Consider the following 14996-nt stretch of genomic DNA (forward strand, 5'->3'; position numbering starts at 1 on the left):
TATTTCGAGATGGGTGGTTTTTGCGCTTTGTTATTTGTGTCACCGGAGTATGCGAAAGTAGCGACACGGGTGCTGGTCAAGGGGGCTCAAAACAATGGTTTCCAGGAGCTTTTTGCGTAATGTCGCTTTCGCGCGCTCGCGAGAGCCGGGGCCCATCTGCTGCGCCCCCGCGGTGGGCGCCTCCGCCCCCCGGCGCCGCTTCGCCCGGACCCGCTGGCGTTTCCGCCTGCTGACCCTGTCGCTCGTCATGGCCCTCGTCGGCTGCTCCGGCGCCCAGGGCGCGCGCACCGAGTCGCCCACCCGCACCTCCGCCGCCCCCGCCTGCGCGGCCACCGCCAAGCTCATCCCGTCGTGCGGCGCCTGGTGGGGCATCGCCCCCGAGATCTTCACCGGCCTCGGCACCCCACGCGCACTGGAGCGAGCCGAGCGCCGCATGGGGCGCGCCGCCGACATCCTGCACGTCTACCACCGCACCAAGGAACTGTTCCCCACCGAGCGCGAGATCGCCCTGGCCCGCGACCCCGAGCACGCCCGGCTGCTGCTCATCAACTGGAAACCCTCGTTCGACCACACCTGGGCCGAGATCGCCGCCGGAGCGCTCGACACCCGCATCGACCGGCTCGCCGCGCACATCGTCGAGCGGTTCCCCGAGCGGTTCTTCCTCACCGTGCACCACGAGCCCGAGGACGACGTCGACGCCACCCCCGGGTCGGGGATGACGGCCGGCGACTACGCGGCGATGTTCCGCCACGTGGTGCTGCGGCTCAGGCAGCAGGGAGTGCGCAACGCCGTCACGGTGATGACCTACATGGGGGCGCCCAACTGGGCCTCCCGGTCATGGTTCGAGCAGCTGTACCCGGGTGACGACGTGGTCGACTGGGTGGCGATGGACCCTTACGCCGATGCGCGGGTGCGCGACTTCGACGGGCTGGTGAACAAGACGCGCAAGGATTTCGCGCAGTGGCCGGGGTTTTATCGGTGGATGCAGTCGAGATTTCCGGGGAAACCGATCATGGTGTCGGAATGGGGGGTTTTCGAGAGGCGTGGGGAGCCGGGATTCAAGGCGGAGTTCTTCGGGAGTGTGAGGGCGCAGATCCGCAATTATCCGCAGATCAAGGCTTTGGTGTATTTCGACTCGCCTCGCGCTCCCCGGGGCGACACCCGCTTCGACGTCAACCCCGCCGCGGCCAAAGCCTTCGCCACCCTGGCGACCGACGCCCACTTCCGGCTCACCAAGGTCCCCCGGCCCTGAACCCTGGCCCCTTCCCCGCCCGCCCCGCCCCCCGCCCGCCCACCCACCCGCCCCCGGTCCTGCTCGGGCTGAGGGCCTCTGGCAGTGTCCGTCCGTTGTTGAGGGTGCCGCCCGGCCTGTCGTCAACTTGATAGAGTGCGCTTTATAAAAGTGCACTTAACAAAGATGACGAGAGACGCGATGCAGAAGCCAGACTTCATCTTCGGCCGGGAGCAGGAGTGGCAGGCGCTCGCGGACTTCGCCGTCGACTCCAGGCTGGGCGCCACCCTCGGCGTGGTGTCCGGCCGCCGACGGCAGGGCAAGACCCTCCTCCTGGAAACCCTGTGTGAGCAGACCGGGGGTCTGTACTTCGCGGTCCCGGAGAACATGCCCAAGACGGAGCACCTCCTCCGCCTCGGACAGGCCATCGCCCGGCACACCGGCGGGCTCGCCCCGGCACTCAACACCTGGGACGACGCGGTCGAGGCTCTCTTCCGTCTCGGTCACGGAGACGAGCCGCTGGTCGTGGTCCTCGACGAGTTCCCCTACATGGCGACCTCGGCCCCCGAGTTGCCGTCGATCATCCAGCACGCCCTCTCCCCGCGAGGCATGGCGAGGCGGGAGTCCAGGACCCGGCTGATTCTCTGCGGATCCTCCATCTCCTTCATGTCCCAGCTCGTCTCCGGGTCCGCGGCTCTTTACGGCAGAGCCGTCCTCAGTCTCTTCGTGCCCGCCTTCGACTTCAGGACCGCGGCCGCCTTCTGGCGTGTCGAACAGGATCACCGGCTGGCGGCCATCCTGTTCGCCCTGGTGGGCGGGACTCCGGCCTACATCGAGTACGCCTCGGGAACGCCTACCGACCTCGACAGGTGGGTTTCGGCCAACCTGCTCAACGCCAACAACATGCTGTTCCGTCAGCCGCGGATGTTGCTGAGCGAGGACACGTCGTTCAAGGAGATCGGCATGTACGGCACCGTCCTGACCGCCGTGGCGGAGGGCAATCATGTCGTCAGCACGATTGCCCGCCGAGTCGGCAAGCCGGTCGTGGACCTGAGCCACTATCTGAAGGGGTTGCAGGACGGCGGTTTCCTGTTCCAGGCGGAGGACGCGTTCCGTGCCAACCGCTCCCGCTATCAGATCGCCGACTCCCTGGTGCGCTTCCATCACGCCATCGTCTATCCGAACTGGTCGCGGCTCGACCTCTACCGTCCTGAGCGGGCCGCGCAGGTCTGGCAGGAGAGTCAGGCGACATTCTCGTCGCAGGTCATGGGGCCTGCCTTCGAGCACATCTGCCGCGTATGGGCCGCGCAGTTCGCCTCATCCGACACCTTCGGAGGACAGCAGGCAACGGTCACCTACGGCGTGATCAACGATCGGTCCGGCAGATCGCAGATCGAACTGGACATCGTGGTGCGGGATCCGGCTCGCAGGATACTCGCGCTGGGGGAGGTTAAATGGGGTGAGCGCATGGGCATGGCGCACCTGGCCAGGATCCGCCGCGCCGCGGAACTGCTGGAGCTGGAGCCGGTCGCCTGTCTCTTCAGCGGCTCGGGGTTCACCGGCGAGTTGCGGACTCATGCGGACGCGAGCAACGGAGCCGTTCAACTGGTGGATCTGGCCCGCCTCTACGAGGGCTGCTGAGCATCGGCGGGTACGGGAATCACAGGGGCCTCCATCACTCCTGATCGCACGTGTCGCACCGCACGTCGCTCGGCTGGTTGCCGTTGACGAGCCGGGTGAGCCAGTCGGTCAGCCGCACCCCGCCCACCTCCAGCTCGTAGAACCGGTCGAGCTCGAACAGCCCGTGCCGCTTCCCCGGCGCCGTGTAGCTGTGCAGCGTCGCCCCCGCCCGTTCCACCGCCGCCTCGTTGGCGTCGATGATCGACAGGAGGTCCGGCGGGTCGCCGGGCATCCACCGGGTCACTTCCACCGCGGCAGCCGGGTCGAAGGCGTAGTCGAAGCGGGACAGCACCACTCCGGGCGCGTGGCGGGCGGTCTGGGACCAGAACCGGGGCACCCCCCACTCCCGCACGCCGAGACCGTCGACCGCCCACGCGGGGGCGGCGGCGTAGGCGCCCCAGGCCGTGCCGAGGACCTCGGCGTTGAAGCCGGGGTTGTCGGGCCAGGCCCCGGACTGGGCGCCGAACACGGTGACCCGGGCGCGGGGGAGGCGGTCGGCGACGAGTCCGCCGTAGAGGGGCGCGGCGACCGAGCCCGCCGTTTTGCCGATGACGACGACCTGGGTGGCATCGGGGTAGCGCGAGGCCAGGTGGTCGAGGGCGGCGGCGCCGTTGACGCGGCCGCGGTGCTGGACGGTCAGCGTGGGCGAGTAGGTCTGGGCGGTGTCGCCGAGGTGCGCGTCGCCGGTGCAGGAGCTGACGAAGACGATCGAGTAGCCGGCGAACGGGTTGCCGGGGTGGGTGAGGTCGAAGAAGCCCGCGTTCTGGTCGTAGGGTCGTTCGCCGCTCTGGTCGTTCCAGTTGTAGTGGTCGTTCTTGCCGCCTGATCCGGTGAAGGCGCACATGCGGGCGTCCCAGCAGACGCCGCCGCCGTTGAGGAACAGGACGACCTTGGCCGGGTCCGCCTGCCGTTCCCAGAAGGAGAAGCGGGTGCCGTCGGCGCACTGGCAGTCGCCGCCGGGGACGATCTGGGTCCAGGCCGGGGTGGCCACGGGGGCAGGGGGGTCGGTGCGCAGGGTGAAGGCGGTGCCCGCGGTCAGCAGGACGATGGCGACGGTGACGAGCCGCCGTGACCGGCCTTCGTAGCCGGACCAGAGGAACAGGATCAGTGCTGCGGCGAGGACGACGGCCCAGCGGTGGTGCGACTGGGTCCACGACGGGTCGCCGGGGGAGAGCGTCAGGGCCACGGGGTGGGGCAGGAGCCACGCGGCGCCGGCGAGGGTGAGCGTGGCCGGTGCGGCGACGACGCCGGCGTGCCCGTCGGTGTTGCGCCGTTGGGCGAGGGTGGCCAGGGCGAGGGCGATGGCCAGGAGGGCCGCCGCCTCCAGCGTCAACGCGCCGACTGGCAGGGCGGCGGCGGGCAGGGCGCCGGCGGCCAGTGGGGCATCGCCCGCGCTGGCGAGTGAGAGGGTGAGGGCCCAGCTCAAAACGGCGATCGGTACGGCCAGCGCGGTCCGCAGGAGGTTGCGGGCCAGCCGTGAGGTGGGCACCGTGGGGGTGCTGCGGGCGGCGGGGTCGTCGAGGACGAACGCCGCCCCGAGCGCGAGACACGTCGCCGCGATGCGGGTCAGTGTCGTCACGTGGGTGGCGGTGAGCGTCGCGTCCAGGGCCGTGGGGACGAGCAGGATGGCCGGTCCGAGGGCCGCGCCGATCAGCAGGGGCCACCAGGTGATGGCGCGGGCGGTGGAGCGCAGGAGCGGGAGGGCGGTCGCGAGTCTCATCCGCATGCCGTGTCCGTGGCCGGTGCGGGCACGCCGAGGAGCTGGGCGGTCTGGGCCGCGGTGGTGTCCGGGGCGGTGAGGGTGGGCCATGACTGCTGCACGCGGGCTGCGATGTCGGCGTGGGGGCGCGACAGGGCCTGCGTGGCGATGGCGAGCTCCGGGGCGGGTACGTGCACGGTGGGGAACAGGTGGGTTTCGTAGAAGGACACGCCGCCGCGTTCGCCGCGCGATTCCTCGGCCCGGTGGTGCAGGCCGGTGAGAGCCGACGGGGTGGCCTGACCGGTCAGCCAGGCGACGAGCACGCCCCTGCCGCCACAGACGACGGTGCCGTCACGGTCCGCTTGACTCGCCTCGACGGTGTCACCGACCCGGTTGCCGGTGACCAGGCGGTAGGCGACCTGCGCCGCGAGGTCGGCTGCGGCGGCGCCGTCGCCCCAGTGGGTGCCGACGCCGACCGCCCCCGGGGTGCCGGCGGCCGCGTCGTCGGCTCGCCAGGCGTCGAGCAGTTGCCCCGGCCGGCTGGCGCTGTCGAAGGCGGGGACGGCGATGCGCTGGCGAACGGTCAGCCGCGCGGTCCTTGCCGGCGCGGGCACCCGGGCGACGACGGCCCGCACGACCGTGTCCCAGGCGGGGATCCAGGCGCCGAATCCCTCGAAGGCGCAGTAGGTGACGTTCCCGAGTTCCCGGCACGTCTCGTGCTGCGACGGGTGCTTCATGACCGAGGCCCGTGCCGCCGCGACGTCCCTGCCCGGCGATGACAGCTGTGCCGTACCGCCTGCCACCGCGCAGGCCAGCGCGAGCGCGCCGGCCACGGTCACCCGGGCGCCGCGGGCGCCGGCGCGCAGGACGGCGGCGGTGGCGAGCAGGCCGGCCAGGCCCAGCAGGTAGGCCAGGTGCGGCCCGGCGGGGCGGGCCATGAGGGAGGCGGGTACCGGCATCTCCAGGGCCGCACCGCCCTGCGGCGCGAGCCAGAGGGCGGTGCCGCCGCCGTTGGTGATCGGTTCGAGGGCGACGAGGGCGGCGAGCAGGACGAGCAGGGCCAGGGGCGCGGCCACGGCCGACCGGGTGAGCCGGCCGAGCAGGACGCCGAGCGCGCCGAGCAGCAGGACGGCGGCCGGACCTGCCGCGAGCTCGTAGGGGTCGGGCCGGCCGGCGGCCGGAGCGAGGAGGGCCAGGAGCGCCATGCGGGCGGCGATGAGGACGGCGCCGATGGCGGTCAGGGGGAGCAGGGCGAGCAGGTGGGCGAGGGTGCGCGCATGGTCGGGCAGGATGAGGACCTGGCTCAGGCCGGTGGTGCCGTCGCGGTGGGTGCGCAGGACGGCGAGGTTGCCGGTGACGAGCGCGGCGCCGCCGAGCAGCACCATCATGCCCATCGCGCTGTCGCGGTCGAGCTCCTGCAGCACGGGGTAGCGGGTGGTCGCGATCGTGAACCAGGATGAGACCCAGCTGACGGCCAGCAGGAGGGTCGCGGCGACGGTGACCGGGTGGCGGAGCAGGCGTGCCGACTCCATGCGGGCCAGGGCCAGGACGGCGCGCCGGGGGGCTGCCTCTGAGGAAGAGGGCCGCGTCAGCGTCGTGGTCATGACGCGCGTCCTGCGAGGGCCGCGGCGTCGATCACCGTCAGGTACCCGTCCTCGATGCTCGGCTCGACCAGGCGCGCGCCGGGAGGCGGGTCGCCGATGTTGTGGAAGTCGCCGTTGCCGGTGCGCCATCCGGCGAGCGCTCCCTCGGCGCGGGCCTGGCTGGTCCACACCCGGCCGCGTGCCATGCCGGCCAGTTCGGAGGGCTCGCCGTCGAAGCGGATCCGGCCCTGGTTCAGGACGATGACGCGCCGGCACAGGGTGGCCACGTCCTCGGTCTGGTGGGTGGACAGCAGCACCGTGCGTCCCTCGCCGATGTCGGCGATGAGCTCGCGGAAGCGCAGCCGCTGCTCGGGGTCGAGCCCGACGGTGGGTTCGTCGAGGATGACCAGCGCCGGATCGTCGAGCAGCGCCGCGGCCAGCCCGACGCGCTGGCGCATGCCGCCGGACAGGGCCTTGATCTTCTTGCCGCGCTGGTCGTCGAGGCCGACCGCGTGCAGCACCCGCCGCACCTCGTCGTGCCTGCCGTCCACGATCTCCTTGAGAATCGCGATGTAGTCGACGAACTCGAAGGCGGTGAAGTGCTGGTGGAAGCCGGGATTCTGCGGCAGGTAGCCCAGGCGGCGCCGTACGGCCAGCCGTCCGGCGGCGTTGCGCGGGTCGGCGCCGAGGATGCGCAGCCGACCGGCGTCGGCGGGGATCGCGGTGGCCAGGATGCGCAGCAGCGTGGTCTTGCCCGCCCCGTTCGGCCCGAGCAGGCCGGTGACTCCGTCGTCCAGCGTGAACGACACCTCTTCCAGGGCTGTGGTTCGCCTGAACCGCAGCGACAGTCCCTCCGCCTGAACCGTTGTCACATCGTCCTCCTCGTGTTGGGGTCGGCGACGCGACCGGTGTCGAAGGCGGCGCGCACCTTCCATAGGGCAAGTGCGGCGACGGCGGCCGCGACCGCGAGCCCGGCCTGGCCGGGCGCGGTGAACAGGACCGACTCGCCGGTGGCGCGTTGGACGGTGACCGCCAGCAGGGCCAGCCAGCCCACTCCCACGGCGACGGGGGCGGCGACCGGGCCGAGTCTCGGCAGGAGGGCCATGCTCAGGAACGTCAGCGTCAGCGACGGCGCGAGCCAGCCGAGCACCACCAGGCCGAAGGAGGGCGCGGTGACGCTGGCCAGCGCGGTCAGTGCCATGGTCGTCACCAGCACCGCCGCGCAGCGCAGCAACAGCAGGCGGAAGGTGTGCAAGGGGGCGACGACGGCCAGCTCGTAGCTGGGGTCCACGCGGGGGCCGAACGAGATCGCCACACCGATCAGGGGGAGCAGCGGGGCGATGGCCAGCAGGGGGATCGGGACGGTCATCCACGTGCTCAGGTGCGCCGCACCCGTGGTGACCGCGAGTGTGAAGCCCACCGCGATGAGCCACGACTTGCGCAGTCCAGGTGTCGAGGCCAGCAGCCGCGCGGTGTGCTCCGCGACGCCCGCTCTCAGGAGGAGCGCCTCGACGGGGCCGGGCCGCGGGGCGTCCAGCTCGGCGTCCAGCCGGGCCCACCCCGCGTGGACCTCGGACGGGTCGGCCTGCTGGGCGAGCCGCTGCCGGCAGCGCGGGCAGGCGGCCACGTGCGCCTCGGTCGACCACGACCAGGGCGGCCGTGCCGTACCGCCGGCGTAGGCCCGCAGGTCGTCGTCGGAGACGTGCCAGTCGTCGGCGCTCATCGCCCACCTCCGGGAGTCGTCATGCCAGGTGCTCGCGCAACTGCCGGCGGGCGCGCATCGCCCGGGTCTTGACCGTGCCCACCGGGATGCCGAGCAGGGCCGCCGCCTCGTGCGTGCTCAGCCCGTCGAGCACCGTGGCCTGCATGACCGCGCGTAATTCGGGGGACAGGCGGGCCAGCGCTCCGGCCAGGTCGCCGTGCTCGACGCCCAGCAGGAGTTCCTCCTCCGCCGAGGGCGCACTGCTCCAGCGGCGTCCGGCCAGCAAGCCCAGGAGCCGGTCACGGGCACGCTGCCCGCGGATCGCGTCGACCAGCCGCCGGAAGCCGATCTGCCAGAGCCATCCGGCGACGTCGCCGCCCTCGCGGTAGCGGGCCGTGCCGCGCCAGATGGCCAGGAAGGTCTCCTGCACGGCGTCGTCCACCAGCGCGGCGTCGGGGCACCGGTATCGCAGGCGGACCGCCAGCCACGGCTGGTGGCGCCGGTACAGCGCCTCGAACGCGGCGCGGTCGCCGGCCGCCGTTGCGGCCAGCAACTCCGCGTCGCTCGGTTCAGGTAAGGCGCTCACACCCCATCATCGGAACGAGGTCGCGCATCGGTTCACACCGGGTCTCGCGGATCACCCCACCGGCACCGTCATGTTGTGCCGGATCTGCGCCTGGCTGAGGGCGATGTTGTACACGCGCACCTCGTCCAGCAGCCCGCCTTGTTCCGTGTACATCTCCAGTGGGGCGGTGCTCACCTCGATGCGCGTCCACGGCGAGTAGTCATCGAAGCGATCGACCAGGTTCCCGTCGACGTACAGGCGGGCGACACCTCGGTCGAACGTGTGAGCCACATGGTGCCATTGGTCGGCTGGGACACGCGCATCCCGGTTGTCGAGCTGAACGCTCACGTTCCACTCAGGATGGATGTCGACCCTGGAAGACGCGCTCGCCCCGCTCGAGAGCTGGCTCCACCCGAGGCGGTAGCAGCACTTCTGCGTGTTGGTGCTGCTCTTGTTCACCCAGGTCCGAGCCCAGCCAGGAGGCAGCTTGGACCAGTATTCAAGGGTCACCGCGGTGGTCAGGTCCAGGTCGGCGTGATCGGGAACCCGGATGTAGTTGCTGGAGTTCGCGGGTGAGGACAGGGCGTTGCCGTACTTGCCGGGCGCCGAGGTGATGGGGACGACCGCGGTGCCGTGGTGGGACTTGCCCGACGCGTCGGTGACGGTGGTCCCCGAGGTCTGGTTCATGCCGTAGGCGGCGACCAGCGCGGAGGTGATCGGGGTGACGGCGACCGTGATGGTGTTCGAAGGCGTGGCGTGACCGACGGCGTCGACGGCGACCACTTTGTAGTACGTCGTTCCCGGCGCGGGTTCCGTGTCGACATGGTTCAGCGCGTTGACGGTGGTGACCAGCGTGGCAGGTGACGGCGTGAATCCGGCGGTCGTCGAGCGGTGCACCTGGTAGAGCGCTCCGAGGACGTCCTGCGCCGCTGTCCAGGAAAGTGTGGCGCGTCCCTGTCCGCCGGTGCCGCTGAGGGTCGGCGACGTGGGCGGTGGGCCGGCGAAGACGGCGCCGCTGACGGCTCTGCGCATGTCGGCCTGGACCTGCTCGGCGGTCAACGCCTGGTTGTAGACGCGGACTTCGTCCAGGAGCCATGGTGGGCTGGTGAGCTGCTCGGGGTCGAACAGTGTTCCCAGGAGCAGGGGCGCGTCCGCTGCCGTGATCTGGTCGGCGATGGTGGCCTGTTCGCCGACCAGTTGACCGTTGAAGTAGAGGCGGAGAAGCCGGTCGCCGTAGGTGAGGGCTACGTGTGTCCAGACGTTCAGTGGGGCGTGAGGACCGCCGAGGTATTCGTCGAAGAGCCCGGCCCAGGTGCGGGGCATCATGTACGGGTCGTCCATCGACGTCACGCTGATGAAGTATGACGAGCTGGGCTCGTCCCTGACGAAGGCGTAGAGATCGGCCGGCGTGGTGGGCCTGATCCAGGTTTCCAGAGTCATCCCAGTGGTCAGTCGCATGCTGGGCGAGTGAGGGACGACCACCTGGGCGAGCTGAGGGCTGTGGTTCCCTAATCGGAGAGCTTTGCCGAAGGGGCCGTCGACCCACTGCGCTCCCGCGGTGGTGCCGTGGTTGCCGTGTCCAGAGGAGTCGACGATGGTCGTGCCCGATCCCTCCTCGAAGCCGTAGGCCGCGACCAGGCCCGGTGGATTCCGCGTGGTGGCGTCGGCGGCGGTGAGTGGTCCCAAGGCGAGGGTCATGGCGACGGGCAGGACGAGAGCACGAAGAGATCGAGTCACGGAGTCTCCCTGAGCGGATGCTGCCTGGTGATACGAGTGTCGCCGCTCAGCCTGTACGGACGCTGGACGACAGCCTTCAGCCCACCCCGGCGGGCTCCCTCTTCTTCTTGGCCACCCCGGCCTTCCACACCAGCACGCCCACCGGTACGGCGGCCGCCAGGATCCACAACGTCGCCGTGTTCCCGACGCCCAGGAGCTTCATCGCTGAGGCGAGCAGTACGTACACCAGCAGCGCCCGGATGATCCCCGAGGGCGCCCAGGCCGAGACGCGGGCGCCCAGGTACACGCCGGGGATCGACCCGATCAGCAGCGACACGGTCAGGTCGAGCTTGAAGTCGCCGAAGAACAGGTGGCCCAGCGCCGCCGAGGCCACCAGCGGCACCGCCTGGACGAGGTCGGTCCCCACGAGCTGGTTGGCCTTCAGCGCCGGGTACAGCGCCAGCAGAGCGACGATGATGAGCGACCCCGACCCCACCGAGGACACGCCGACGACCAATCCGCCCACCATGCCGACCAGTAGAGTCGGAATCGGGCGCACGGAGATCTCCTGAGCGTCCAGCGATCCGCCCCTGTCGCCGATGAGGATCTTGGCGATCAGCCCGGCGACCGCCAGCAGCAGCGCGATGCCCAGCGCCACCTTGACGGCCTGCTGCACGCTCTCGCCCGTCCCGAAGGCGCGGATGAGGAAGACACCGCAGAACGCCGTGGGGACCGACCCGGCGCACAACCACGCGACGAGCCGCAGGTTGACCGTGCCGCGGCGCAGGTGCACCATCCCGCCGACCGGTTTCATCAACGCCGACGTCACCAGGTCGCTGGAGACCGCGGCCAGCGGAGGCACGTTGAAGAACAGCATCATCATGGGCGTCATCAACGCGCCGCCGCCCATCCCGGTCAGGCCGACGATGATCGCGACCAGGAAGGAGCCGACGACGAGGGGGAAGTCGATCAACGAATCCATCCTCCGCTACGCAAGGCGTCGAGCACGCGGGTGACCGCGCTCTCGATGGACACTCCGGTGGTGTCGATGACGAGGTCGGCGTCGTCCGGCTCCTCGTAGGGGTCGGAGATGCCGGTGAACGAGGGGATCTCTCCCGCGCGCGCCCTGGCGTACAGGCCCTTGCGGTCACGCCGCTCGCACTCCTCCAGCGGTGTGGACACGTGCACGAGCAGGAAGTCGGCACCGACCGACTCGGCCATCTCGCGCACCTCCTCGCGGGTGGAGGCGTAGGGCGCGATGGGGGCGCAGATGGCCAGGCCGCCGTGCCGCGCGACCTCGGCGGCGACGAAACCGATGCGCCTGATGTTGAGGTCGCGGTCCTCCCGCGAGAAGGTGAGCCCCTTGGACAGCAGGTGCCGCACCACGTCGCCGTCGAGGTAGGTCACCGTGCGCCCGCCGAGCTCCAGCAGCGAGTCGCGAAGGCCGCGGGCGATGGTGGACTTGCCCGAGCCGGACAGGCCCGTGAAGAAGACGACCAGGCCGCGGCGGTGGGGCGGTCCCGGCAGGGTGATGGGCGCGGGTCCTGCCAGGTGCTCGGTGGCGCCGTAGGCCTCGGCGACGTGTTCGCGCAGCTCCAGGTCGATCTCCTGGTCTTCGCGCGGGGCCAGGGGGACGGCCACGACCATGGCGTCGAGCTTGCCGGCCGCCGAGAGCGCGGCGCGCACGATGCCGGGGCCCGCCTCGCCGTACGCCAGGGGCATGAGGACCACGACGGCGCCTAGCTCGCGCGCGGTCTCCTTGATCTCCTCGACGGAGTCGAGCGGGCCGCGCATGGTCACGACGAGCGCGGGCCGCCCGTCGAGCTCCTTGCGGACCTCGGCGGGGGTACGGCGGAGCCGGGCGAAGGGCCCGTGCTCGATGCGGCCCAGGGCACGCACCTGGCCGGTGCCGACGGTCAGGACGGCGAGCGGTGCGCCTTCCGGGTCGAGGAGGGTGACGTCGCCCGAGGCGTCGTCGGGCAGGTCGATGGTGATCGGAGCCGGCCAGGGCGTGCCGTCGAGGAGCGTGCCGCGCTCGACGACGGAGTGGGCGTCGTCGTGGCCCATGAAGCCGGTGAGCGGGGCGAAGGCGCCGTTGAGCAGCAGCTCGAGGTCGGCGAGCTCGCGGGCGTCTGGCGTGTGCATCATCCAACTATTCCGATCAGCTTGGTAGGAAACACTCTAGCTTGTGATCCAAGTCTTACGGAAGGCAGGCATAGCGGGAGGGCCGACAGGGCGTCTGGAAGGGTGTCCAAAGCAAAACTCCCCTGGAGGTGATCGTGGACGCCGCAGACGAACGGGGCTTCCGCGAGTTCGTTTCCGCGCGCTCACCCGCGCTGATGCGCCTGGCCTACCTGCTGGCGGGCGGTGACCAGCACGCGGCGGAGGATCTCGTGCAGGCCGCGCTCGCCAAGCTGGCGGTCAAGTGGAAGCGGGTCGAGACGCCGGAGGCCTACGTCAAGCAGGTGATGTACCGCCAGCAGATCAGCTGGTGGCGTACGGCGTCGCGGCGGCCGGAAGTGGTGCAGGCGCGGTTGCCAGAAAGCCCGGGTCTCGACCGTACGCACCAGAGCGAGCTGCGCATGGTGCTGCGCGAGGCGCTGGCCAAGCTCACTCCCCGTCAGCGCACGGTGCTCGTGCTGCGCTACTTCGAAGATCTGCCCGACACCGAGGTCGCCAAGGAGCTGGGCGTCTCGGTCGGCACGGTGCGCAGCACCGCGCACCGCTCGCTGGCCAGGCTCCGCGAGTTGTCACCCGAACTTGCCAGGGAACTGGAGACCGTGTCATGACCGACCTGCTGCGCGAGACGCTGGGAGAGTGGGCCGGGGAGGCCCGCGTCCCGCACGACCTGGCCGCACGGGCGCTGAAGAAGCGCCGCCGGCCGATGATCTGGATCGTTCCCGCGGTCGCCGTGGCCGCCGCTGCCGCCGTGGCGCTGGTGATCGTGCCGGGCGCCGAGCGCGCCGCGCCCGACCCGGCGGCGACCGTGAGCGTCGAGGTGACGCTCCCGCCCAGGCCGGAGCCGGAAAGCGACATCAAGGCCGACGTCGACAACAATCCGCCGGCGACCCTCATCGCCGCCGGGCAGTACGCCGTCTCGGCGTACTACACGATCAACGCCGGGCCCAGCAACGGCGACCCGTTCCACCGCACGTGGTCGCTCTACGACCCGCGCACGGGCGGCTACGAGCGCACCGACTGGGCCTGGGTGGACGTCGCCCCCGGCCTGCACCTGGCCGCCGTGCTGGAGGGCCCCGACCTCGGCACGCGCCTCGGCATCATGGACATGAAGACCAGGCAGATCCTGCGCTGGGTCGACCTGCAGAACCCCGCGGGCTCGGTCGCCTGGTCGCCCGACGGCACGAAGGTGCTGGCCACCACCTACTCCGACTACCCCGACATGGTGCAGGGAGAAGGCCGCCAGCACCCCGACGTGAGCAAGCCCGTGCGCACCGGCTACTACATCGTCGACGCCGCCACCGGCCAGGCCGACCACCACGCCCTGCCGTCGATGCCCGACAACCAGGTCGGCGACCCCGAGGGCAAGCCCTTCAACGGCAACCGCCGCCAGGACCTCGGCTGGAGCGTCGACGGCACGTTGCTCTGGCAGCCGACCTCGACCCAGCCGGCCAAGGTCTACCTCACCGCCGACGGCCAGCCGGCGGAGGCGCCCGACAAGGCCCAGGCCGACTCCTACCGGGACGAGCCGATCTGGTCGCCCGACGGCACCAAGCGGCTGACCGGCGACGGCCTGCCCACTCCGGTCGTCGACCGCGACGGCAAGGAACTGGGCAGGCAGAAGCTGCTGCAGCAGTGGGCGTGGGCCGACAACGACAACATCATCGGCCTGGGCTGCTACGGCGAGTGCGAGAACGAGTTCCACAGCAGCATCGTGGTGACCAGCGTCGACGGCACCCAGGTCACCCAGCTGTCCACCTACCAGAAGGGCGATGACGGCCGCTGGAACCCGGTGCTGACCCGCCGCTAGATCAACCGGGCGAAGTGGTTCTGCGGCTTGCGGATGACCATGACGACCTCGTCATGAGCCGAGGTGTAACGGCCCCGGCTCATGCGCGAGACCAGTCCTACGGCCGCGGAGCCCAGCCGTCCCATCGCCGGTCCGCTCGTGGCCGTCTCCGAATCGGTGACCATCAGGCCGCGCGAGAGGCAGAACGCCAGCATGCCCTCGCGCGAGGTGACCGGCTCGTAGACGGCCGGCAGCGGCCCGGCGCCGTCGTCTCCGGTCAGGTACGGCCAGGCCAGGCGGCGCAACCACGACGGCGTGATCCGGTCCCAGAACCCGTAGGCGCTCGAACGGTCGCGCATGCGCAGCAGGAGCAGCCCGCCCGGCCGCAGCCCGTTGAGCATGCGGTCGAGCACCAGTTCCGTGTGGTGGATGCGCTCCAGCAGGAAGTGCACGAAGATCACGTCGAAGGAGCGCGGCGGGATCGGCACGGAACGCAGATCGCCCAGGCTCCACGACTCGACGTCGGTGCCGCGCTCCAGGGCGGCGCGCACCTGTTCGATGTCGTCGTCGACACCGGAGATCCGGGTTTCGACCCGGTCGAGGACCAGGCCGTGCTCCCGTGCGCACCCGGCCACCAGCAGGTCGAGCCGCCGTCCCAGCTGCTCGGTGTACTGCTCGCGGATGCGCTGACCGAAGACGTCTCCTCTTACCCGCAGCTCAGACATGTCACTCAGAGTAACTTCATAACCGCCGTTCGTGAGGGATTTCCCCCACCTCACCTCACTGTCGGGGGCAGAGACTAGTCTGGGAAGCACAAACCCCCGTGTCCGTCCCGGCCGGGGGTGGTCGTGTT

At 70.8% G+C, this 14996-nt stretch carries 13 protein-coding genes; 4 read left to right on the forward strand and 9 right to left on the reverse strand.

Annotated features, from left to right (window positions below):
• The first annotated feature begins 112 nt into the window (after positions 1-112).
• The gene (locus HNR30_RS34565) at positions 113-1252 is read left to right on the forward strand and encodes a glycoside hydrolase family 26 protein (RefSeq protein ID WP_246379896.1); all 1140 of its coding nucleotides are present in this window, start codon (positions 113-115) and stop codon (positions 1250-1252) included.
• Positions 1253-1432: 180 nt separating this feature from the next.
• The gene (locus HNR30_RS34570) at positions 1433-2872 is read left to right on the forward strand and encodes an ATP-binding protein (protein WP_220134315.1); all 1440 of its coding nucleotides are present in this window, start codon (positions 1433-1435) and stop codon (positions 2870-2872) included.
• 34 nt (positions 2873-2906) lie between these two features.
• On the opposite strand, the gene HNR30_RS47010 is transcribed toward HNR30_RS34570, so the two are convergent.
• From HNR30_RS47010 to cysC, 8 genes are all read right to left on the reverse strand, one after another.
• Complete coding sequence (locus tag HNR30_RS47010) at positions 2907-4637, reverse strand: pectin acetylesterase-family hydrolase (RefSeq protein ID WP_220134316.1); 1731 nt, start codon at positions 4635-4637, stop codon at positions 2907-2909.
• Positions 4628-6214: an ABC transporter permease gene (locus tag HNR30_RS34580; RefSeq protein ID WP_181614302.1), complete on the reverse strand. Its 1587-nt coding sequence runs from the start codon at positions 6212-6214 to the stop codon at positions 4628-4630. The genes HNR30_RS47010 and HNR30_RS34580 overlap by 10 nt, the downstream gene beginning before the upstream one ends.
• Positions 6211-7065 carry an ABC transporter ATP-binding protein gene (locus HNR30_RS34585; protein ID WP_312894834.1) on the reverse strand — a complete coding sequence of 285 codons (855 nt, stop codon included), beginning with the start codon at positions 7063-7065 and terminating at the stop codon, positions 6211-6213. The genes HNR30_RS34580 and HNR30_RS34585 overlap by 4 nt, the downstream gene beginning before the upstream one ends.
• Positions 7062-7916, reverse strand: a complete 855-nt coding sequence (locus HNR30_RS34590; protein ID WP_181614304.1) for a cupin domain-containing protein — start codon at positions 7914-7916, stop codon at positions 7062-7064. Before HNR30_RS34590 ends, HNR30_RS34585 begins: the two co-directional genes overlap by 4 nt.
• A gap of 19 nt (positions 7917-7935) precedes the next feature.
• Complete coding sequence (locus HNR30_RS34595) at positions 7936-8481, reverse strand: RNA polymerase sigma factor (RefSeq protein WP_181614305.1); 546 nt, start codon at positions 8479-8481, stop codon at positions 7936-7938.
• A 51-nt stretch (positions 8482-8532) separates the two neighbouring features.
• Positions 8533-10197 (reverse strand): LamG-like jellyroll fold domain-containing protein, encoded by a 1665-nt coding sequence (locus HNR30_RS34600; RefSeq protein WP_181614306.1) that lies wholly within the window; start codon positions 10195-10197, stop codon positions 8533-8535.
• Between the two features lie 76 nt (positions 10198-10273).
• Complete coding sequence (locus tag HNR30_RS34605; RefSeq protein ID WP_181614307.1) at positions 10274-11158, reverse strand: sulfite exporter TauE/SafE family protein; 885 nt, start codon at positions 11156-11158, stop codon at positions 10274-10276.
• Complete coding sequence (gene cysC / locus HNR30_RS34610; RefSeq protein ID WP_181614308.1) at positions 11146-12324, reverse strand: adenylyl-sulfate kinase; 1179 nt, start codon at positions 12322-12324, stop codon at positions 11146-11148. Before cysC ends, HNR30_RS34605 begins: the two co-directional genes overlap by 13 nt.
• Positions 12325-12455: 131 nt before the next feature.
• Between cysC and HNR30_RS34615 the strand changes: the two genes are divergently transcribed.
• Positions 12456-12965 (forward strand): SigE family RNA polymerase sigma factor, encoded by a 510-nt coding sequence (locus HNR30_RS34615; RefSeq protein WP_181614309.1) that lies wholly within the window; start codon positions 12456-12458, stop codon positions 12963-12965.
• Entirely contained in the window at positions 12962-14164 is a 1203-nt protein-coding gene (locus HNR30_RS34620; RefSeq protein ID WP_181614310.1) for a hypothetical protein, read from the forward strand. The genes HNR30_RS34615 and HNR30_RS34620 overlap by 4 nt, the downstream gene beginning before the upstream one ends.
• Here HNR30_RS34620 and HNR30_RS34625 read toward each other — a convergent pair.
• Positions 14161-14868: a methyltransferase domain-containing protein gene (locus HNR30_RS34625; protein ID WP_181614311.1), complete on the reverse strand. Its 708-nt coding sequence runs from the start codon at positions 14866-14868 to the stop codon at positions 14161-14163. The two genes, HNR30_RS34620 and HNR30_RS34625, sit on opposite strands and share 4 nt — an antisense overlap.
• Positions 14869-14996: the final 128 nt, after the last annotated feature.

Source organism: Nonomuraea soli (assembly GCF_013761175.1).
In the GTDB taxonomy this organism is placed as follows: domain Bacteria; phylum Actinomycetota; class Actinomycetes; order Streptosporangiales; family Streptosporangiaceae; genus Nonomuraea; species Nonomuraea soli.